A 21,876-nucleotide genomic window follows, 5' to 3' on the forward strand; every position below is an offset into this window, starting at 1 on the left:
GATCGTTATTTTTTATTAGAAGGCATATCGTAAACCTAATTGTACCTGGAATGGATTGCCGTTGAGATTCGATACACCCGTAGTGGCATTCATGTTATACACGTATTGTAGTGCATCCGGGTCAAAACTTTTAATGCTATAAATATTCTGTTTACCGAGGTTGTGCCCTACACCCCAGTTTTTATTGAACATGTTGGCAAGATTAAATATATCGACAGACACTTCTAATCCATGTGTCTTATAAAAGCGGAACATTTTAGCAAGACGCAGATCGAAAACGCCATAAAAACTATTGACACCGCCATTACGTTCCGCTATTTTGCCGAGGTTTTTATTGATATAATCTTTTACGCTTTGCTCTGCTTCCGGATTATTTAAGATGGCATTGATCCCATCTCGGATGTATTCAGGTGTACTCGGACTATTTGGATCATAAATGTAGGCAAGGTCGTTCGAAGAAACGAAATCCCCATTCATATTACCTGCTACAGCAAGTGAATAGCGTGTTCCCGCTATACCACTGAAACGTAGACCAACCGTTATTCCGCAAATACTTGGAGCTGTGCCGTAGAAGACAACTTTGTGGCGGAATTGATTGTCAGAATAGGTCATGCGACTTAAATCGCGCGGGTCATCACGCACCATTAAGGATAGGGTGGCGGTATTGGCAACATTACCGTTATAAGAAGTATTATCCTTGGTATCGTTCCAAGTGTACGAAAAGTTAATTTGACCGTCTTTGTAATAACGATAGGTACCGTCTACTACGAACGTATATGAGTTTACTTTGCCATCGCTATTCATTTCCAACACGCGACCTACTTTATCGGTTTTGCGACTATTCACCCAGTTAGCAGTTCCGTTGTCTTTCTGAATACTTTCGGCTGGGACATACACGCCACGGTTATCCTCCGCTGCAATCCTGAAAAGAGGTTGATCCACCATATTGCGATCTACGTACATATAATTATTTCGGGCCCAAGTTCCATAGGCACTGATACCCAGGCGGAGGGTTGGACTGAAGAAGTGATTGATGGAAAGATTCGCCTTATAAACGGTCGGCACTTTGACATCGGCACTGTTGGTGTTAATGGTGACCAGCTTTTCAACACCAGGTTTATTCACGAGGTCACGCCCTGGTGCGGTATTTGGATCGTTACGATAGCTGGGAAAGTCTATCGGGGGCATCAATCTGGGGTCCGTAATATCCACCCCCGCGATACGCGTACCATCAAATAACATATTGTTCAACATGGAATAGGGATTTAGACTGGAGCCAAAAATACCCGCACCAAAGCGAATGATATCCTTTCCTTTATCGTCAATATTCCAATTAAATTGAATACGTGGCTGAATTTGAAAGGTATTAATACCATTATCGGTCGCAATACCCAATTCATCATAAACCACCTGATTAAAATTTGCTTTTCGCAGGTAACGGGTATTGTCAAACCGGATACCGGCCACCATGTCCAATCCATGGGCAAGACGCGTTTCCATTTGTCCGTATAGTCCTGTCGCCAAATTATTCACTTTTGTATTTTCGTGATCGGTCATATATACATCGCGTGCATAACGATACGGTGTCATGGCATTAAAGTTGTCCAATCCGGTAAAATAAAATCGACCATTCATTTCACTTCCATATCGAAAATTCATATCTGTATACATAATGTCGGCACCGAAAGTGTATTTTATCTTTTCAGTGTTGTAGTACAGATTATTTACGAGTTGAAGAACATTTCCTTTGAACCATTCAGGTGCAAAACGTTGTCCACCCATTTGAATGGAGTTGTAATATTTCTTTTCCCCATCAATCGATTCTACATTCTCAACGATTACGCGTGGGATACTTTGATCTTTGCCGATACCATCCACATTGTGCATAACTTCTGTACTTTCATAGAAGTGTTGTACTTTCAGATCGTTCGTAAGCCTAGAATTAATAGAACTACGGAGAGAGGCCATTAAACTATTATTCACATTTTTACGATTTACATATGACTCGAACGCATTGATTCCCGAATTATCACCCTCCTGTTGATTATCCATGTCATAGATGAAATTATTACGGATGGTCAGTAAGTTCTTTGCATTCAACTGCCAATCGATACGTGCGAAAGCTGCATCCGTTCTTTTGCTTTTATCAAAGGCACCAAAAAGTGCGTCGGAATTGAATCCATACTGCTCTCTGGCAATGCGTGTGAAATCATCTAAACTTTCTTGTGTGACCATATAGCGTCCTATATCTGCCGGATTTTGGATATCTGCAATATAGAGCGGACGTGAATCTGCTTGGTGATCCCAGGCAACAAAGAAATGGGCTTTATCTTTGATGATAGGTCCTCCCAGGGAAAAACCATACTGATAGGTCGAAAATTTTTGAGAACGAGGAGTTCCATTTAAGTTGTACTTACTCGACAACCAGTCAGTACGCGCAAAAGTAAATGCGCTCCCCGAGAGCGTATTGGTACCTGATTTTGTAACCGTTGTAATACTCCCTCCGCCGCTTCTTCCATTTGTCACATCGTATTCATTGGTAACAACCTTAAATTCCCTGATGGCCTCCATAGAAATCGAATAAGCACCACCACTGTTACCTCCTGCAATCGTACTTCGCGAAGTCATCCCGTCTACCGTATAATTGGTAGAGGAGGCAAGCTGGCCCGCCAATGTGCTTCCGTTACTTACCGGAGAGAGGTCAATTAAAGAAGAGAAATTACGGCCATTAACGGGTAGCTTGGTCAGTTCTGTAGCCGTAACTGCAGTTGAAGCCCCTAAAGTTTTGATGGCATTTCTCATATCATTACCTTGTACAACGACCTCATCCAGCTGATTGGAACTAGCCGTGAGTTTGAAGTTTACTGCCAATTCATCTCCATAATTGAGTGTATAGCCGGTTTTCTTTTGTTCCGTATAACCAATATAAGTTGCTGTGACGGTGTAAGGAGAACCTAAAGGTAATTGTTGAAAAGTGTAATTACCCTTTTCGTTGGTCATTGTGGTGGCCTTAAAACCGGTGGATTCATTTCTTACGGTAATGGATACACCCGCTACGGGGCCCTCAGTTTCTGATACGTTCCCCAGAATAGTAGCCTCCGTTCCCTGCGACCATGCATACATCGCAGGTAATAGAAATAAAGCTAACCAGGTAAAAAACGGGATAGATTTTGTGCTCATTTGTCTGTTGTTTCGAGTTTACGTGATATGATTGAATGGAAAGTTGAAAGATGAATCATAAACAGAGCAATGCTTGCCGTTGGTATTGGCGGCAAAACTAGCATGTTAATGTTTTGACTTTGTTAAGAAAAGATTAACCTTTATTAATGCGGGGGAAGATAGGTGTAAGTAGCAGGATTGTACCACTACCTGCCAAGCATAAAGTATGCAAATAGAAGAATAAATCAATCATGATGAATGAGTCCCGTTACAGTCCACTACTGTTCAGGAACTAATATATCCTTGAGTAAAGATAGTACATGTTCATTGGAAGTGTAAAAATACCGATAATTAACAATGAGGTAAAGAAAGCCCGTAGAGCTGTATTTAATTCGAATCGGTTTCCAAAAAACACCAAAGTTCTTTACAGAAGCTGGCGTATAATATTCGTCGAAACCATAATATAGCTCTTCAATAGCGCTTAGCGGGATCCGTTCGTATTCACTGCCATCCAAAATGATCTCGGTTTCTGTTAAGAGTATATGTCCTTGATGTTTGGCAAGTGGAGGGGCAAGCGAAAGATGTCGAATTGTAAATCGTTCCGTATGGCCTAATTGTTGAATCTCAAAATCGTGTATCCATAAGGCATTACCTTCAAAAAGTAATCGTTGCTTCATGTCGGTAAAATTATAAATCAATATAAAAGCCGCTCCATCATATTTTCCGGCTGGGTCAATGGTTTAAACCCATATTTCTTATACAAATCATGTGCATCTTTCGTGCCCAAACCCCATCGTCTTATTTGCTGAAGATCTGGATGCTCCATTATTGTAGAAATAAGCTTTTTACCTAAACCATGGCCCCGATATTCGTTAAGAACAAAAACATCCAATAACCAGGCAAATACCGCATAATCTGTTATGACACGTGCAAAACCTATCTGCTCGTTCCGCCAATTAAACAGTGAAAAGCAAAGCGAATTACTGATAGATCGCTCGAGCGTTTCCTGGGATCTGCCCTGTGCCCAATAAGAGTCGTGATGTAAAAAATGAAAAACAACTTCCATATTTATAAGCGATTGATCGGTGGATATATAAAAATCTTTTTCCATTTTTTAAGAACTGCAACCACTTTAAAGATAGTAACTTTTGCCTACTCCTTTAGCATCAAATTGTAAAACTTAAAGTCACTTTGTTTAAAACCAATAGCCTCATATAAATGTTGGGCTGGATTATCCTTCGCGGTGCTTAGGGATAAGCGAACACAACCCCGTTGCGTTGCATAAGCACGAACAGCTTCTATTAATGCAGTCCCGTAGCCTTGTCCGCGTTCGGATTCCGTTACAAAGAGATCGTTTAAAATACATGTTTCTGCCAAGCTTAAAGACGAGTAGGAAAAATATGCTTGGGCAAAACCGCGTGCAATATGATCTTTGTAAAATAAGAATATTTTAGAATCCGCTGTTTTCAAACGCATTTTAATAAATTGTCGCGCGCTGTTAACATCCGACTTCGCTTTATAAAAGATGCGATAGCTGTCAAATAAAGAAACACAGTCTTCTACATCCACTAAAGTGGCGTGTTTTATATAATAATTTTCCATTTTGTCGGTTTGAATTTAAGATGGTCGCTACGAAGATGTTAAAATAATCGCTTGAATTAAAGTGGATTGATTTAAATTTTGTATTCAATGCATGTCAATCCAAAATGGCTTACTATCTTGCTCGGCATAAGTTGTTCTATCGATTATGTTAAGGTTTACACACATGCTTATTATTTTCTTTTTAAACTTATTTCCATTAGCGGGGATAGCGCAAACAGAAAAGTGGGTAGGTACTTGGGAAATGCATTACAAACCTTGGCCGCACATTGCTGCTATCGATATGGAGTTACAGGTTGCAGCTCCGATAGAAAATATGTTGTATCCCGCTAAGTTAACAATTAGTGATGAGGGTTTTAAAGGAGAATATGAACTCTTGTTAGTGAAAAAAAATAATGAAGAACTTGGTATTGGGAGGAATAAATATCCGCTGAAGGAAGAACCTTTTAGTCTCGGACCTTGGATGATGTATCTTAATGGTACTTTTCGTTACTCGACAGGTGCCAACGGAGATTCCCTCGTACTTCGACGGCTTTGGATTGATAATTTTGGCATTTTTATGAAAGGAATATATGATAATGAATTGTACACAAATCATAAATCCTCTATACGTAATTTTTTATACCAGGAACCAATAACCTTGTCGAAGAAGAATCATGTGCCCTGGACCGATCCACATGTAAACCGTATCGTACATACAGATACTATTTTTTATGGCGTTTATGATTCAGTGGAGGTTCATGCTCCGCACATGTCACTTGCGGTGCAAGATGAGGAACGTTACGATCGAGATACAGTAACCATCGTACATAATGGTAAGCTTCTAGCGCAAGGATTGGCACTTAAGGAAGCAACAAAATTAAATGAAGTAGTATTGGATTCCGGAGAAAATTATATCGCTTTTTTTGCGGAAAATTATGGGGACGTCCCTCCCAACACAGCAAATTTCCTGTTATCAACAAAAAGTAACGGTGGAAACATTTATTCCTTTAATTTTGCCAATAGTGCAAATGTGTTTTCTACGTTAATGGTGGGTCGATTTATATACAAGCCACTTGAATCTAGCGAGCAAGAAGATACGGCTATACAAGTAAATAAGGAAGAATCTCGAACAGCAGGTAGACGCGATATCCCAATTGGTACATTAGAGGTGCACGATGAAAAACTGACCATTGAATTGTGGGATGAGCAGGTCGAAGACGGTGATGTAATTTCTCTTTATGTAAATGACGTTAAGGTCATCAAAAACGTATCCGTAAAGAAGCGGGTAAAAAAATTCGATATCGCTTTGGAACCAGGAATTAATCGCATTTTGTTCTTTGCAGAAAATCTAGGGTTAATTGCTCCGAATACAGCCGCACTTAGGGTACGTGCAGGGGAAATCGAAAAATCGCTGTACCTTCATACGGATTTGCAGCAAAATAATTTGCTTGAAGTTGTACGGATCGAAGAAAAGATACCCTAGTGATAGCAAAGGACCAAACACGATTTTGCTTGGCCCTTTCACTGAGGTTTATAGCATCATGCCTCCGGAAACTTCAATGCGTTGTCCATTGATCCATTTCGCATCTTCCGTACAAAGAAAAGCAACGACACCGCCGATATCATCGGGTAAACCGACACGTCCTAAAGCCGTTACGCTGGCAACATGGTCATTGATTTCCTTATTGTCTCGCACATGTCCTCCACCAAAATCGGTCTCGATAGCCCCTGGAGCTACTACATTTGCTGCAATACCGCGAGCGCCGAGTTCTTTTGCCAAATATCTTGTCAATACTTCAATTGCACCTTTCATGGAGCCGTAGGTTGAGGAGCCCGGAAATGCGAAGCGTGCAAGGCCGGAGGAAATATTGATAATTCGACCGCCATTATTGATAAGTGGCAGGGCTTTCTGTGTTAAGAAAAATACGCCTTTATAGTGTATGTTCAGAACTTCATCAAATTGCTCTTCCGTGGTTTCAGCAAATGGAGCATAAAGAGCCGTACCCGCATTGTTGATGAGGAAGTCGAAGTTGGGCGCACCCGTTTGTTCTTTTAAGTAGGTACTTATTTTGTCAACGAATTCATCGAAAGATTTGACGTTACCTGCGTTCAATTGAAAAGCCGCTGCCTTTTGTCCAAGCGATTGGATTTCTGCGACTACTTTATCTGCTTCAATACGGTTGCTGTTATAGGTTAATACAACATCGATTCCCTTTTTGGCCAATGCAATAGCCATATTCCTTCCCAAGCCACGGCTTCCACCGGTTACTAAGGCGATTTTACTTTTTGTTGCCATTTGTTTTTAATCTTGTTTAATTTGATAAACAAAGATCAAACAAAAAAGATGTATTGATTTGCGAACATCAATCGGTTACTTGCAAAATTCAAATCACTACAACTATGATCGAAATGCCAACGGCGCGAAAGAGGTTTGTTTTTTGAAGAAGTTGGAAAAATGCGCCACTTCTTCAAAACCTAAACTGTAGGCAATTTCTGAAACGTTCCAATCGGTCTGCTTCAATAGAATCTTCGCTTCTTGCGCTATTCGTTTACTGATAATAGCGGTAGTGGTATTACCGGTGTTTTCTTTAAGCACCTTGTTCAAATGGTTGACGTGGACTGCCAATCTTTCTGCATATTCCTTTGCCGTTCGTAACATCAATCGCTGGTTAGTAGAGTCAATTGGGAATTGACGTTCCAATAACTCGATAAACAAAGCTATAATACGCGCGGCTGCATTTTGATTCGTATGCACTACGCTTGCTGGTTGCAGCTTCTGTCCATAATGAATAAGTTCTAGCACATAGTTTCGTAGTAGATCGTACTTGTATTCATAATCAGATGAAATTTCTTTTTGCATTTTTTTAAATATGTAATTGATCTCGTTCGCTTCTTCATCTGTAATTTCAAAAACAGGATAACCCCCTGATTGAAAAATGGGTAGTTCATCTAATGCAATGCCTGTTTTGTTTTTTATTAAAAATTCATCCGTAAATACACAAAAAGATCCACCTTGATTTTCATCCAATGGAAACCAGTGGTAAGGCACCTTTGGCGTAGCAAATAATAACGCATTTTTCTTGACATCAATGATCTTATCGGCATATTCTGCCCGATTTCTTCCTCTAATGAAGCTGATTTTATAATAGGTTCGACGATTGTAGGGCATCACTTGTTTTTGTTTCGACTGTTTAATGGTTTCCGCAATATCGAACACGTTAAAGTGCCCTATTTCTTTGTTAATTCCCCGAGGTAAAAGCGTCTGTATGTCTTTCCCCGTGAACTTGGCGGCCTCCTGATAGAACTGATCGAGTGATGTACTCTTAATATTCGTTGCCATAACATGAGATTTGCAAAATTCAAAGATAGTAAAGATGAAGTAAACAGCCTATTGTATGATGGAAATAAAAATCATTCGCTTTATTGGTAAGAACAAATGCAATAAATTAATATAAACTTAATATCTATTACGTCAGCCAAAGCGTGGTTATTTTTTAGTTTTGGTGTTCGATTGCAATACAGCTATCAATACCATGATCAACCCACCGTCTCAGGAGGAGCAGCTTAAGATTTCAGAGGACAACTATACGTCCATTTTCAATACATATTGGAAAAAACTCTATGTTATTGCTTATCGCAGGTTACAAGATGCGGAGCTGGCAAAGGATATGGTGCAGGAAGTGTTCGTTTATTGTTGGCAGCAACGGGCAAATATTCAAATAAATACAGCTATCGAGGCCTATTTAAGAACTGCGTTACAATACCAACTCATTGCCCATTTCAGAAAGCTAGATGTGAAAGGTCGAGCCTTTACCTACCTTTATCAACGAATGGTACAGGTTCATAGTCACATGAAGGATGTGCTGGCACAACAAGACTTAGAAAAGACCCTGAATCACGAACTGCAACAAATGCCCGATACAATGCGGGAAATTTTTGAACTCCGTATCCGCGATTATAGCGTCGATGAAATAGCATGTTCATTGAACCTTGCCGAAAAAACAGTTCGCAATAATATCAGTAAGGGGCTGCACCAATTACGAAAAGCATTGGCGAAAGATTTTCCAGATGACTTCTCAGCCATCTGCTTGCTGTTTTACATTTTATTAACCTAAATCTAAAAATTTCTTAATCGATTTTTTCGGGACGGAAGCATGCTCAGTGCTACTTCTTTATAGCAGCACGTCGTATTTGCGTGTTGCCGTTCAGGAATGAATAAAAATGAATTTAAACAATTAATGGATGCCTATCTTCAAGGGACTGCATCATCACAGGAACGCGAATTGTTGAGGCGGTGGTATAATTCTTTTGGAGAAAGTGCTAGCAATGTTCCCGGCCTTGAGAATGAAGCGCAGACAGAAGCGCTTCAAGAGGAGCTTCATCAGCGTATCCGACAGGCTGTTCAAACAGAAGGTAAAAAAAGGGGAAAGGTTCGACGGCTACCTGTACTAGGGTGGGCCGTTGCGGCTATTTTGTTTACAATCGCTTTCGGTGCTATGTTTTGGCTTTCTATGCAAACACCGAGTCGACATAAAAGCAAACAAGCTGCAATAGAAAAACCAACGTATCACCAAGTAAAGACAGGAATAAAGCAGATTAAGAAACTTGTCTTACCTGATGGGACGAACCTATATGTAAATGCTAATTCAACAATACGGATTCGTGAACCACTGGAGCGCCATCATCGCGAAGTCTTTTTAGACGAAGGAGAGGCCTATTTTGAAGTGGCGAGGGACAGTCTCAGACCTTTTATTGTTCGGACGCCTGCAGTGAAGGTGGAGGTACTTGGTACTGCATTTAATGTGAAATCATACAGCCGCTTAGAGGATGTAACAATAGCCGTGCAACAGGGAAGGGTACGTGTAAGTGATTCCAAACGCGTTCTGGACGAGCTTCGTGCAAATAACAGCCTTAGCTATCGCAAAATAGACGGTCGTATTCATCACATGCATTTGAAAGGTGATCAAGCTAATACCTGGATAAAGGGGGTAGTCCCTTTACAGAAAGCCACCTTTAAGGAATTGGCCGTCGTGCTCTATAATCTATATGGAATTCGCCTGGAGAGTGTCGATCAGAAAATAGCGCAATACCACCACTATAATCTAACGATACATGCTGATCGACCGCTTGAAGAAACCATGGCTATCATATGCAGTATACATAAAACAAAATATAGGAGGAAGGGGCATGCAGTAACCATATACCGATAAAAAGAACAGGCGCCAAAGTGACGCCTGTTTAAGAGATTTAACGCTATGCTCTAGCTTGCGACCCTGATGCATAGCTCCTTAGCAATTTTTTAACTAAGAATACAAATTTATGAATAAAAACGCACTGTTCATACGGGAAGTTATGCGCATTTCCATTTTAATTTATACGGCCGTCATCTCGTTTTCGCAACTTCTGTTTGCCGAAATCTCAAACGGGCAGGCGCTGGAGAAATCGGTAAACGTTAGGTTTGCGAACACCACCTTATACGAGGCCGTTCAACAATTGCAAGTACAAAGCCAAGTTGAATTCGCTTTTGATGAATCTTTATTACAACTCGGTCGTATCGTTGTTAAACCCGAACATTTTCGATCTACCTCTGTAGCCTCAATTTTGGATGTTTTACTGGCGGGTACAGGCATTACTTATGAAGAGCAAGGCGCACACACCATCGTATTGCACGAAAAACAGCAAAGCAGTAAAATCGTCGGGCGTGTATTTGATAGTCAGGGACTTCCTTTGGGCGGGGCGACTATTCATATTATCGAATTGAATAAGCGTACCAATACCAATGAAGAGGGTCAATTTTCATTCACGGTGGCTTCGGGAACCTATACGATTGAAGCTTCTTATATTGCCTATCGGCCCGAGCAAAAAACAGAAACAGTTGCAACAGGTACGAGCGTTTCGGTAAATTTTACCTTACTCGAAGATATAGCTGCTTTGAATGAAGTTGTGGTGGTAGGTTACGGTGAGCAGAAGAAGGCAAATCTGACTGGATCGGTATCGTCGATTGGAAGTGAGCAATTGGAAAGAAGACCTATTGTTTCCACGTCAACCGCACTGCAAGGGCTGGCCCCTGGTGTTACTGTTACTTCCCAAACAGGATCTCCGGGAGGAGATGGCGGGCAGATACGTATCCGAGGTGTTAATTCTTTTGGCGGATCAGATAGCTCTCCTTTGGTGTTAATCGATGGGATAGCGGGCACTATGGATATGGTCGATGTCAATTTAATCGAATCAATATCGGTATTGAAAGACGCGGCCTCTGCTGCAATTTATGGATCCCGGGCGGCGAATGGTGTTATCTTGATCACCACCAAAAGAGCCCAAGAAGGTCAATTTGCTGTTAACTATAAGGGATATGCGGGTTGGCAAAGGGCTACCCGAATTCCAGAAGTTACAGATGGTCTTACCTTTATGAATGTTTTCAATGAAGCGAACATGAACGATAATGGATATGAATTATACAGTGATGAGGCGATCGAGGAATTCAAGGAAAGGTATGCTGCTAATCCTGATAATTTTGATTGGCAAAAAGCGATACTTAGCGGAACCGGATTTACAAACAATCATTTTGTATCCTTAATGGCCAATGCCGGTAAAGTTCGCGTGATACCCTCTGTTGCTTATGTTAGCCAGGACGGCATTATCAAGAATACAGGCTATAAACGATACGTGCTACGGAACAATATGGACATTGAGCCCACCGAAAAACTATCCATAAAGTTTGATGTATCCTTGACGAATAGTAATAGACTGCAGGTGGCGGATGAAGGAGATGTTTGGAATTATCTTGGGCGCATGCCTACGAATATTCCGATCCGAAGAAACGGGCTTTGGTCTGAAGGATGGGTAAATAAAAACCCGGTTGCTTTCATCGAAGACGGTGGTAATAGAAAAACCAATACCTTAGAGCTTCTCGGAAATTTTAGTATCAATTATCGACCACTAAAATGGTTGTCGTTAACAGGTATCATGGCACCACGCTATCGGACGCGGAACGCACATGAATTTGTAAAGAGCGTAATGACATATAATGACGATGGCACCGAGGCTGGGGCATCAAATACATTCACCTATTTAACAGAAACAGCTTATCGTTATTACTTTGGGAATTATCAATTCCTTGCCTCGACAAATCATGCTTGGGGAAATCATCACGTTAAGTTTTTAGCAGGAACTTCGCGCGAAACTTATGACGAAAAGTACCTGATGGGGTACCGACGCAATTTTACCTACGACACCTATGAAGTGCTTACCGCAGGAGCCAACGATGAAACAAAAGATAATAACGGTACGCAGGATCAATGGCTATTGGTTTCAGCTTTCGGAAGATTCAATTATGATTATAAAGATCGTTACCTTTTTGAAGCGAATTTTCGTTATGACGGTACTTCCCGTTTTATCAGAAGTAATCGTTGGGCTTTTTTTCCATCTTTTTCTGCAGGATGGCGGATATCCGAAGAGTCCTTTATGGTCAATACCAAAAATATTCTCGACCAGTTAAAGTTACGTGCTTCTTGGGGAAAGCTGGGGAACCAAAATATAGGTAATTCATACTATCCTTTTACGGAAACACTGGAAGTGGGAAGTATATCGATGGCTGATAAAATATATCAACTTGTGACCTTGAATACCATGTCAAACCCTGATCTAAAATGGGAAGAAACCACCATGACAGGTATTGGTTTAGATGCTACCTTATGGAAACGCTTTTCGTTTACCGCGGATTGGTATAAGAAAAATACAGATGGTATTCTGCTCACCTTGTATACTTCGCAATTAACCGGACTAAATGCGCCTTATCAAAATGCAGCGGAGGTTCGTAACACCGGTTGGGAGTTTAGTGCCCGATACGATAATAACTGGGGAAACTTTAAGTTGGGGCTTGGATTAAACTTATCCGACGTAAGGAACGAGATCATGGATATGAAAGGCCAAACATCTGGAACGCTTTTACGTCAACAGGAAGGTTACGCCGTTAACTCCATCTATGGTTATGTTGCCGATGGGCTCTATCAGTCGCAAGAAGAAATTGACGCAGGACCTACTCAATTTGGTACTTTACATCCTGGCGACATCAGGTATAAAGATTTAGCAGGTGCGTTTGATGCAAATGGAAAACCCGTACCGGATGGCAAAATTACCGATGAGGATAAGGTAATTATCGGTAGTACGATTCCGCGCTACACCTACGGATTTACTATGGACTTAGGTTGGAAAGGCTTTCGGTTGAATACCTTTTTTCAAGGTGTGGCCAAAGTGGACGGATACTTGAACTCGCATTATGTGATACCGGCAGTTAATTCAAGTGCCATTAAACCTTGGCAGTTAGATTATTGGACTGAAGATAATCGGGATGCTGTTTTCCCTCGATTATCGATCACGTCGGCCAATAATACGCAAAATTCAACCTTTTGGATGCGAAGTGCTGCTTATTTACGCTTAAAAAATATACAATTAGGATATGCCTTGCCTAAACATTTATTAAAAGGCCTTGGCATAGGCGATTTATATATATATGTAAATGGACAGAATCTTTTTACTGCTACTGATTTTTGGCAAGGCTACGACCCTGAGGTTGCTTATGATGCGGGTGCCACAGATGGGGTATCCTTAGGAGGAGCGGCTTATTATCCACAAGTTAAAGTTTACTCGTTAGGTATCGATGTCAAATTCTAAAAATATGATTGCTATTAAAAAAACATTCTTAACAATAAGCCTTATCAGTATTACACTTTTTTCAGGGTGTGAACTCGATAAATTTCCATTAAATGGCCCAACAGCGGGTACTTTTCCTGCTACCGAAGAAGAGGCAACTATGGGCTTGTATGGAGCCTATAAGGGGTTGACCCTACTGGATGCCGCAAGTACACCTATTTGGCATGTAATGGATAACATAACCGACATAGGTTATGCGCGTCCAGGTAATAATTATACTTCACCTATAACAAGTTCATTAACCACCGATAATGCCTTGGCCATCAAACCTTGGTCCGTACATTATAAGACGATTGCCCGTTGCCATTCAGTGCTGGATAACCTGGGAGGGATAAAAGCGGAAATGGCCGAAGATGCATACAATCAGCTTGACGCCGAATTACGCGTTATCCGTGCTTACTGTTATTCACAACTGATTGAGCTATATGGTGATGTTCCGCTCGTATTACACGCACTTGGTTTAAATGATACGGAAGTCCCCCGTACACCCAAAGCGGAGATTCAACAATGGATCATCAATGAAATGACGGCAGTGGCAGATCAGCTTCCAATAGCACAAACGCAATATGGCAATGTACGGGTAGGACGTGTCGCAGCCTATATGCTGAAAGCGCGCGCAGCGCTGTATAGTACACAATTTGAAGTAGCGGCTGAAGCGGCCGCAAAAGCATTGGAGCTTTCGGAAGGAGTGTATGAATTGACCTCTTTTGACGCTTCATTGAATTACTGCAATCAGACGCATGAGGCGGGCGAACCCACGTGCGCTAATATTTTTGGTTATGCGGGTTATCAGTCCAGTAAAGAATGGATCTGGGTAGCTGAATACAATCAAACGATTAATGGAAATACACACAATCAAGGCTATTACATGGCCTCTCGTTTAGGAAAAGGAGCCAGTTACTGGGGGCCCACGCAGAATTTTATCGACTCCTTTCAGTCAATTGACGGGTTGCCAATTGACGAATCGCCCTTGTATGATCCTGCCAAACCATTTTCAAATCGAGATCCTCGGCTTGATATGTACTGTGCGCGTCCACATGCGCGTTTAATGGGGATACAGTATGAACCGAACGCCAGCTTCACGAGGGTAAATAATTATTGGCCAATTATCGAAGGACAAAGTAATACGCCTGCAAGCGTAAGCAATACAGATGCTACCAATGCCTATCGTTCTTTCAGCGGCTATTTATGGCGAAAACATACAGATAATGCTGATTATGCAATAAACTCAGCATCTGGTGTGTCAGACCTGAATGTTGGTATTTTTCGCTATGCTGAGTTACTGCTCATTTATGCAGAAGCCAAGATCGAGGCAAATGATATAGATGCTTCCGTATACGAAGCCATCAATAAAATTCGTTCGCGGGCTCATATGCCACCTATTGAGGCCAATCTTTCACAGTCGCAACTACGTACGGCACTTCGCTATGAGCGTAAAATAGAGTTGTGTAACGATGGGTTAAGATGGTACGATATCCGTCGCTGGAATTTAGCTTCCCAGATTATGAATGGCTATCTTTATTTAAATCGATCGGCTAATGTGTGGACAAAAGACGTCTTGATGGATATTGATGAGAATTACTCACCCATATACAATCAGGCCAAGGCTAGTCAATATTTCAACACGCAGGAAGTTGTTTATCGAGAAAATAAGGATGAACGATGGCCTATTCCACAGGCAGAAAGGGATGCGAATAAAAGTTTAACACAAAATCCAGGCTATTAACTATTGCGAATTAATAACAATAAATAAAATGAAAAAGATTTTTTCTATACTGTTGATGATAAAGGTGTGTTTTATCTTTCAGCACGTTTCGGCACAAGAAGCTTATAAGAAACCTACATTGGATCATCAAGATTCCTGGTCATTGATTATGCTACCTGATCCACAAAATTATGTGAAATGGGGAAGAAATCAACCGATACTCGATTTGATGATGGCTTGGATTGAGGAGAATATCGATACATTAAACGTTAAAATGGTGATGTGCGTTGGAGACCTGGTAGAGCAGAATGATATTATCAATAAGGGAGAAGATGGTAATCAGTCTGCTCAGCGTCAATGGGAGGTGATCGCGCAGTCATTCGCTAAGCTAAATGGTAAAGTCCCCTATATAACAGCAACCGGAAATCATGATTACAGTATAGATAGAGCAGGGAAGCGTTCGTCACGATTCAATGAATTCTTTAAAATTGATAACAATTGGATGAACGGAAAAATCATTACTCAAAACAGTACAAATGAAGCTGGAGAACCAACATTGGAGAATTCAGCCTATGAAATGAAATCCTTAAACGGAAAGGATTACCTGTTTCTAACAGTAGAATTCGCACCTCGGGATACGGTGATTAGCTGGGCCAAGACCATTGCCGATATGGAACAGTATAAAAATCATCGGATCGTATTGATGACACACGCCTATTTGAATAACAAGGATGAACGTACTTCAGGTAAGCCAAAATGGTTCGTTTACGAACCGTACGCGATTCACAACCGCATACAAAAATCACCCACCATTGAACTTCCCTATGCAAACAACGGACAGCAAATATGGGAAAAGCTTATTCAGCCGGCCACCAATATTGAAATGGTTCTATGCGGTCATATTTCGGGTGAGGGATACCGAAACGATAAAAATAAGGCGGGTAAGAAGGTTCATCAGATGCTTTTTGATGCACAATCGATGGGCGGCGGTCATCGAAATGGAAACGGTGGGGATGGTTGGTTGCGAATGCTCGAATTTTATCCGGATAACAAAACAGTGAAGGTAAGGACATTTTCTCCTTTCTTTGCTGCTTCGCCCACTACACAGCCATTTGCATGGAAAAAAGACAGCAGAAATGAATTTGTTATGGAGTTTGATTAAATGATAGATGAAGCTAGATCAATACCACCTATAAATAGGATGGGTGGTATTGTTTACGCAGTTTATATCCAAGCTATTTTAGCAGTAGAAGATTTAACAATAGCTTAACCTTGTAAATATACCTTTGTTTAGTCAATCTTAAACTATGGTGTATCAGACGCTCGAACTTCTTTGGTGGGAGGCGGTTCAAAAACAGGACGACCGCTTCATGTTCAATAGGTTATACTTGAGACACTGGGAAAAACTATATTCAATTGCTTGGAATCGTACAAAGGATGAAGCGGTAGCTAAAGATATTGTGCAAGAAGTATTTATTAGTTTTTGGGAGCGACGCAAGCAAATTGTAATTCGTACGAGTGTAGGACAATACCTTACAGGGGTTCTTAAAAATCGTTTAATAGATTACTTCCAGTCTGAACAGGTTAAATCGCGCGTTTTGGATTATGTCCTTCAACATATGGGTAATATCATACAGGAATCTGATTCATCTTCCTATCTGGAAGTAGAGGAGGCCTTCGATGATGAGTTAAATAAAATGCCCGAAAATATGCGCAAATCGCTTTTGCTTCGCTTGGAGAACCATAGTGTTCCCGAAATTGCCAAACAATTGAATCTAGCCGAGCAAACCGTCAATAATCTACATTCTGAGGCTAGCAAGCGTCTGAGGAAAAAGATGTTACATCGGTTGCGTGGTGCTGCGGTACCAATGACTATTTTTCTTCTTCATGCACTTAATGATTTGTTAATAAACAAATAACAATTTATTGAAGTAGTTTGAGCCTTTCCTCAAGACGTATCCGTAAAAGACGAATACGTGCAAGCAGATCAATTCAGAAAACTATTACAGCGATATCGTACAAAAAAGGGTACATCGAAAGAGGATCAATTAGTAGATGATTGGTATAATTCTTTTGATGATACTTTTGCACCGGATAGCCAACAACGAAAAACACTTCGAAACGAGTTGCATACTCGTATTCAACAACAACTATTTCCAAGCGAAAGCAGTGCTACTCAAAAAATAAACCGAATCCTTTTTCAAAGACTGGCCATAGCGGCATTGGTTTTGGTTTTCATCGGTATTGGTTTTTGGCAGTTTACAAATAGAAGAACTGAGAAGGCTTTAATGGCCGAAAATCAGTGGGTAGAAATCGTCGCTGAACAAGGCAGGTTGAAGCAGATTAAGTTACCGGATAGCTCTGAGTTATGGTTGAACGCCGGTACCAAAATACGCTTCACTAAACCTTTTACGGGTAAAAGTAAACGGGAAGTAACCGTGGTGGAGGGCGAAGTTTTCTTTACGATCACTCCCAATCCTGCTAAACCCTTTATCGTTCATACCCATCATATCGATACCCGTGTTTTGGGAACTTCATTCACCGTACATGCTTATAACGAATTAAATGAATTGCGTGTATCCGTTGCGACAGGGATGGTTCAGGTACAGCATGCTGACGGACGTTTGCTCGGAACATTAGGCAAAGGGGAAGAGGTGATATATAATAAAGCTGGCGACACAAGCTTGGTACAGAAGGTCGATCCTGAAATTCGATCTGCTTGGAAATCGGGTACCACTTACCTCAGTGAAGTAACTTTTGCCGAGCTGGCGCTTGTGTTCCATAATACCTACGGTCTGCATTTGAAAACCGGTAGCTCGATGATAGCCAATCAACATTACAGTATTCAATTAGATCGGCGTACCCGGCATGACGACTTTGTAAAGGCACTTTGTGCGATTCATAAAAATCGATATAGAAAGGAGGGGGATGCAATCGTAATTTATTAAGCAAAATAGAGCGGTTGACGAACACTTTCGCCAACCGCGAAGGTTAAAAGACGGCGTTGCCTCGGAAACATTGCCGTCTGCAACATAGCCATGATAGTCACACCAAGCTAGATCGTAAACAAAAATAGGAATTAGCAAACAGTTTGCACCCAATTTTCGCGCTTTGATCTAGTGAAACAGCAATTTAATAGAATCTGCAGACAAGCAGATTGGGAAATAAATGTATAAGGGGCTCACAACACCTATACTCGATATAGCTTCCTTGTCATTTAAGAACAATTATTTAGATGAAAATTGATAACTGGTACTTTAAATATACAATGAGATTATTTACCCTAATCGTATCCTATACGTTGCTGATTATGCAACTGCTGCGGGCTGAGGGAGTGGTTGGCCAACAGCTTGCCAAAGAAGTAAATATTCGCCTGACAAATGATAATGCATGGACGGCGATACAAAAGCTGGAAAAACAGTCGGTCCGATTTGCTTACCATGCAGAACAGCTAGGTTTGAGCCAAATACAGGTGTCCAATCATACTTTTGAAGGTGAAACAGTAGCACATATTTTGCAATATCTCTTTCAAAATTCGCCTATTAAGTATACGGAAACCAACGGCTATATCATATTAAATAAAAAGCAACAAGCGCTAAGAATTGTTGGGCAGGTAAGCGACAAAGAAGGGATACCTTTAGCAGATGCAACTGTGCGTGCAATGGAAGCTAATCGTAGCGTTCTTACCGATAGGGAGGGTCATTTTAGTTTATCCTTAGCGCCCGGGAATTATCGTTTGGAAATAAGTCATTTAGCCTTTGAAACAGCACATCAAAATATTGCCGTCGAGCCTGGGACCAATGCACCGATAAGCATTACACTGACAGCAAAAGTCGGTGAGTTGAACGAAGTCGTTGTGACCGCCTTGGGTATTAAGCGCGAAGAAAAAGCCTTGGGCTATTCAACTACAACAGTTAAAGGCCAGCAACTAACAGATGCCTTGTCGAGCAATTGGATGGATGCCCTATCAGGTAAAGTTGCCGGCTTAAATTTGATGCGGTCGAACGCTGGCCCGGTAGGATCCACGAAAATCATTCTACGTGGCGAAAACAATCTTACCGGTGAAAATGAAGCCCTTATTGTGGTTGATGGAATTGTCATTAACAATGGGTCCGGCCGTCGTTCAGGAAATAGCTCAGATGCTATCTACGGAACGGGAAGTGATAATATGCCGGCAGACTATGGTTCCGGATTGGATGATATTAATCCAGAGGACATTGAAAATATTACCGTCCTTAAAGGACCGGGGGCGGCTGCCTTATACGGACAAAGAGCAGCGAATGGTGCTGTCATCATCACGACCAAGTCGGGGAGGCGTAAATCAAAGGGTTTGGGTGTTACACTTAATTCCAATTTTTCAATGGAAAGTGTAAATCGTTGGCCAGACCTCCAGTATGAATATGGACAAGGCCTAGCCGGGGCCGCTCATTATTCCTATGGAGCTTCAGTAGACGGGGGGAGTACCAGCGGAACCAGTTCTGCGTATGGGCCCAAGTTTGATGGGCAATCCTTTTTTCAATACGATCCTGTTAAGCAGGCGGTGGGAGATCAACGGACCCCCTGGGTGCCATATAATAACATCACCGATTTCTTTGAAACAGGTACTACATTCACAAACAGCGTTACCATAGACGGTGGTACAGATAATACAACGGCACGCTTTTCTGCAACCAATGTAAACAATTCATGGATTACACCGAACACGGGTTATAAGCGGAACACTTTTGCCCTATCAGTGAATTCTAAAGTGAGTGAAAAATTAAGCATCAGCTCAAAAATTAACTATAATAATCGTTGGAGCGATAATTTACCTGGAGCTGGTTATGGCAATCAATCACTTATGTACTGGTTTATCTTCTGGCAACCGAGCGCCGATTTAAATTGGTTGAAAAACTATTGGGTAAACGGTCAAGAAGGATTGGCGATCAGGTATCCTTTTAGCACCTATCCTGAAAATCCTTATGCGATATCGTATGAGTTTATTAACAGCAATAATCGGCATACATTTACCGGCAATGCACAAGCATCCTATCAATTTGACAAGCGTTTTAGTGTACAGTTACGCACAACGCTGGATTTTTCAAATGAAAATCGAACCCAAAATCGTCCTTATGATGCGGGTTCGAAGTTGCCGGAAGGAAGTCATCGCACGCAGCATATCTTTTCGAAAGAGTCGTCAGCCGATTTCTTGTTACGCTACAACACCGTTTCTAGGGGCCCGGTGGATTTTGGTGCTACGCTTGGTGGAAGTACCTTGCAAAACGAATATCGTCGTGAATCACTTGCTTCAGATGGGTTGAGTTATCCCGGGGTTTATAATCATAACAATTCAAAATATGGGGTAGCTACCAATCAGATAATCGATCGTTTTGAGATTAATAGCTTCTATGGATTACTAACCAGTGGGTATCGTGATTATTTGTTTTTGGACGTTACAGGACGTATCGATTGGACGAGCACGCTGGCGACTCCGTTATATCCCAATAAAAGTAAAGGCTTCTTTTATCCATCTATCAATGGAAGTTTCATCCTCTCGGAGTTCTTTCGTTTACCATCTGTTATCAGCTTTGCCAAACTTCGCGCATCTTATGCGGAAGTAGGATCCGGTGTACAACGGCCTTATCAGACGCAGTTTGTTTATACATCACCTAATAGTCTTATTGGTGGTTCTTTGGCAAACCCCACAACTTTAACCAATCCCTTTATCGAGCCATTGCGCACGCGTTCTATTGAGTTTGGCTCGGATGTAAGACTGTTTGATAGTCGACTCAATGTAGATGTGACCGTTTATAAAGGAAATACCTTTAATCAACATCTTTATCGTGTTATTGATGCTGCTTCGGGTTATCGAAATTACCTCATGAACATTGGAGAGGTTAGTAATCGGGGAATAGAAGTAGGTGTCAATACCGATCAGATCAAGAACAAGGGGGGATTCAGCTGGTCGTCTATGATTACTTTCAGTGCTAACAGGAACCGTATTGAAGAACTAGCCGATAGCTCGTTGGTATTGCAACAGCGCTCAGTTGGCTCAGGGCAGCTTGTAGCCCATGTGGGAGGTAGCATGGGGGATCTTTATGGTATCGGATATTTACGGTCACCAGATGGTCAGGTCGTGTACGATGAAACAACGGGTTACGCGCAATTAACAAATAATGTTATTTATCTAGGCAATACCATTCCGAAAGGAAAAATCAGTTTTGGTAATACGTTTTCCTATCGAAACCTCCGTTTGAATGTTCTTTTTGATGCCCAATGGGGTGCAGTAGCGCATTCGCTCACACACTATAAATTGGCAGAACAAGGGAAAACCACGAATACCTTACCAGGTCGCTACAGTGGCATCATCGGTAATGGTGTGATACAGAATCCGGACGGTACTTATCGCCCTAATGATGTGATTGCTACGAATATAGATGAATATTATCGGTCGCACTATGGAGCGGATAATGCAGAAGGAAGTACTTACCCAACGGATTTTATCAAATTCAGAGAGGCAAGGCTCGATTATACTTTACCTGCTAAATTGGTGTCCCGTTGGGGGGTGGAACGTGTAACCTTAGGGGTCTACGGACGGAACCTTTTTATTTGGACAAAATGGCCTGCATTTGATCCCGAATTCGGAACCTTGGATCAAGGCGATATCGTGAAAGGCTTTGAAATTGCCCAATTTCCATCGACCCGAACTTACGGACTTAATTTGATTGTTAGCTTCTAAA

Annotated in this window: 15 protein-coding genes; 9 read left to right on the forward strand and 6 right to left on the reverse strand. The window is 41.4% G+C overall.

What is annotated here, in order from left to right; genetic code table 11:
• Window positions 1-15: 15 nt before the first annotated feature.
• The 4 genes from RYH73_RS15600 to RYH73_RS15615 all read right to left on the reverse strand — a co-directional run bounded on the left by RYH73_RS15600 (window position 16) and on the right by RYH73_RS15615 (window position 4,761).
• Window positions 16-3,180 carry a TonB-dependent receptor gene (locus tag RYH73_RS15600; protein WP_335314365.1) on the reverse strand — a complete coding sequence of 1,055 codons (3,165 nt, stop codon included), beginning with the start codon at window positions 3,178-3,180 and terminating at the stop codon, window positions 16-18.
• 257 nt (window positions 3,181-3,437) lie between these two features.
• Window positions 3,438-3,836, reverse strand: coding sequence for a hypothetical protein (locus RYH73_RS15605; protein WP_335314366.1), 399 nt, complete (start codon window positions 3,834-3,836; stop codon window positions 3,438-3,440).
• Between the two features lie 17 nt (window positions 3,837-3,853).
• Window positions 3,854-4,270: a GNAT family N-acetyltransferase gene (locus tag RYH73_RS15610; protein WP_335314367.1), complete on the reverse strand. Its 417-nt coding sequence runs from the start codon at window positions 4,268-4,270 to the stop codon at window positions 3,854-3,856.
• A gap of 41 nt (window positions 4,271-4,311) precedes the next feature.
• Window positions 4,312-4,761: a GNAT family N-acetyltransferase gene (locus tag RYH73_RS15615; RefSeq protein ID WP_335314368.1), complete on the reverse strand. Its 450-nt coding sequence runs from the start codon at window positions 4,759-4,761 to the stop codon at window positions 4,312-4,314.
• Between the two features lie 145 nt (window positions 4,762-4,906).
• Between RYH73_RS15615 and RYH73_RS15620 the strand changes: the two genes are divergently transcribed.
• Complete coding sequence (locus RYH73_RS15620) at window positions 4,907-6,223, forward strand: hypothetical protein (RefSeq protein ID WP_335314369.1); 1,317 nt, start codon at window positions 4,907-4,909, stop codon at window positions 6,221-6,223.
• 48 nt (window positions 6,224-6,271) lie between these two features.
• On the opposite strand, the gene RYH73_RS15625 is transcribed toward RYH73_RS15620, so the two are convergent.
• Entirely contained in the window at window positions 6,272-7,036 is a 765-nt protein-coding gene (locus RYH73_RS15625; protein WP_335314370.1) for an SDR family NAD(P)-dependent oxidoreductase, read from the reverse strand.
• Window positions 7,037-7,138: 102 nt separating this feature from the next.
• Window positions 7,139-8,080, reverse strand: coding sequence for a helix-turn-helix domain-containing protein (locus tag RYH73_RS15630; RefSeq protein ID WP_335314371.1), 942 nt, complete (start codon window positions 8,078-8,080; stop codon window positions 7,139-7,141).
• 193 nt (window positions 8,081-8,273) lie between these two features.
• Between RYH73_RS15630 and RYH73_RS15635 the strand changes: the two genes are divergently transcribed.
• The 8 genes from RYH73_RS15635 (at window position 8,274) to RYH73_RS15670 (ending at window position 21,875) form a co-directional block, all read left to right on the forward strand.
• Complete coding sequence (locus tag RYH73_RS15635; RefSeq protein ID WP_335314372.1) at window positions 8,274-8,855, forward strand: RNA polymerase sigma factor; 582 nt, start codon at window positions 8,274-8,276, stop codon at window positions 8,853-8,855.
• 96 nt (window positions 8,856-8,951) lie between these two features.
• Window positions 8,952-9,950, forward strand: a complete 999-nt coding sequence (locus RYH73_RS15640; RefSeq protein ID WP_335314373.1) for a FecR family protein — start codon at window positions 8,952-8,954, stop codon at window positions 9,948-9,950.
• Window positions 9,951-10,059: 109 nt separating this feature from the next.
• Window positions 10,060-13,413: a SusC/RagA family TonB-linked outer membrane protein gene (locus RYH73_RS15645; protein WP_335314374.1), complete on the forward strand. Its 3,354-nt coding sequence runs from the start codon at window positions 10,060-10,062 to the stop codon at window positions 13,411-13,413.
• 4 nt (window positions 13,414-13,417) lie between these two features.
• Complete coding sequence (locus tag RYH73_RS15650) at window positions 13,418-15,178, forward strand: RagB/SusD family nutrient uptake outer membrane protein (RefSeq protein WP_335314375.1); 1,761 nt, start codon at window positions 13,418-13,420, stop codon at window positions 15,176-15,178.
• A gap of 28 nt (window positions 15,179-15,206) precedes the next feature.
• On the forward strand, window positions 15,207-16,319 hold the full coding sequence (locus tag RYH73_RS15655; protein ID WP_335314376.1) for a metallophosphoesterase: 1,113 nt from the start codon (window positions 15,207-15,209) through the stop codon (window positions 16,317-16,319).
• Between the two features lie 145 nt (window positions 16,320-16,464).
• Window positions 16,465-17,076, forward strand: coding sequence for a sigma-70 family RNA polymerase sigma factor (locus RYH73_RS15660; RefSeq protein WP_335314377.1), 612 nt, complete (start codon window positions 16,465-16,467; stop codon window positions 17,074-17,076).
• 57 nt (window positions 17,077-17,133) lie between these two features.
• Window positions 17,134-18,105, forward strand: coding sequence for a FecR family protein (locus RYH73_RS15665; protein WP_335314378.1), 972 nt, complete (start codon window positions 17,134-17,136; stop codon window positions 18,103-18,105).
• A gap of 320 nt (window positions 18,106-18,425) precedes the next feature.
• Window positions 18,426-21,875, forward strand: coding sequence for a SusC/RagA family TonB-linked outer membrane protein (locus RYH73_RS15670; RefSeq protein ID WP_335314379.1), 3,450 nt, complete (start codon window positions 18,426-18,428; stop codon window positions 21,873-21,875).
• The last annotated feature ends 1 nt before the right edge of the window (window position 21,876 follow it).

Source organism: Olivibacter sp. CPCC 100613, assembly GCF_036959255.1.
Lineage (GTDB): Bacteria > Bacteroidota > Bacteroidia > Sphingobacteriales > Sphingobacteriaceae > Olivibacter.

Coding starts and splice junctions, on each gene's coding strand:
- RYH73_RS15620 (WP_335314369.1), top strand. CDS start 4,907: ATGTTAAGGTTTACACACATGCTTATTATTTTCTTTTTAAACTTATTT.
- RYH73_RS15650 (WP_335314375.1), top strand. CDS start 13,418: ATGATTGCTATTAAAAAAACATTCTTAACAATAAGCCTTATCAGTATT.
- RYH73_RS15635 (WP_335314372.1), top strand. CDS start 8,274: ATGATCAACCCACCGTCTCAGGAGGAGCAGCTTAAGATTTCAGAGGAC.
- RYH73_RS15600 (WP_335314365.1), bottom strand. CDS start 3,180: ATGAGCACAAAATCTATCCCGTTTTTTACCTGGTTAGCTTTATTTCTA.
- RYH73_RS15630 (WP_335314371.1), bottom strand. CDS start 8,080: ATGGCAACGAATATTAAGAGTACATCACTCGATCAGTTCTATCAGGAG.
- RYH73_RS15640 (WP_335314373.1), top strand. CDS start 8,952: ATGAATAAAAATGAATTTAAACAATTAATGGATGCCTATCTTCAAGGG.
- RYH73_RS15670 (WP_335314379.1), top strand. CDS start 18,426: ATGAGATTATTTACCCTAATCGTATCCTATACGTTGCTGATTATGCAA.
- RYH73_RS15645 (WP_335314374.1), top strand. CDS start 10,060: ATGAATAAAAACGCACTGTTCATACGGGAAGTTATGCGCATTTCCATT.
- RYH73_RS15625 (WP_335314370.1), bottom strand. CDS start 7,036: ATGGCAACAAAAAGTAAAATCGCCTTAGTAACCGGTGGAAGCCGTGGC.
- RYH73_RS15615 (WP_335314368.1), bottom strand. CDS start 4,761: ATGGAAAATTATTATATAAAACACGCCACTTTAGTGGATGTAGAAGAC.
- RYH73_RS15605 (WP_335314366.1), bottom strand. CDS start 3,836: ATGAAGCAACGATTACTTTTTGAAGGTAATGCCTTATGGATACACGAT.
- RYH73_RS15655 (WP_335314376.1), top strand. CDS start 15,207: ATGAAAAAGATTTTTTCTATACTGTTGATGATAAAGGTGTGTTTTATC.
- RYH73_RS15660 (WP_335314377.1), top strand. CDS start 16,465: ATGGTGTATCAGACGCTCGAACTTCTTTGGTGGGAGGCGGTTCAAAAA.
- RYH73_RS15610 (WP_335314367.1), bottom strand. CDS start 4,270: ATGGAAAAAGATTTTTATATATCCACCGATCAATCGCTTATAAATATG.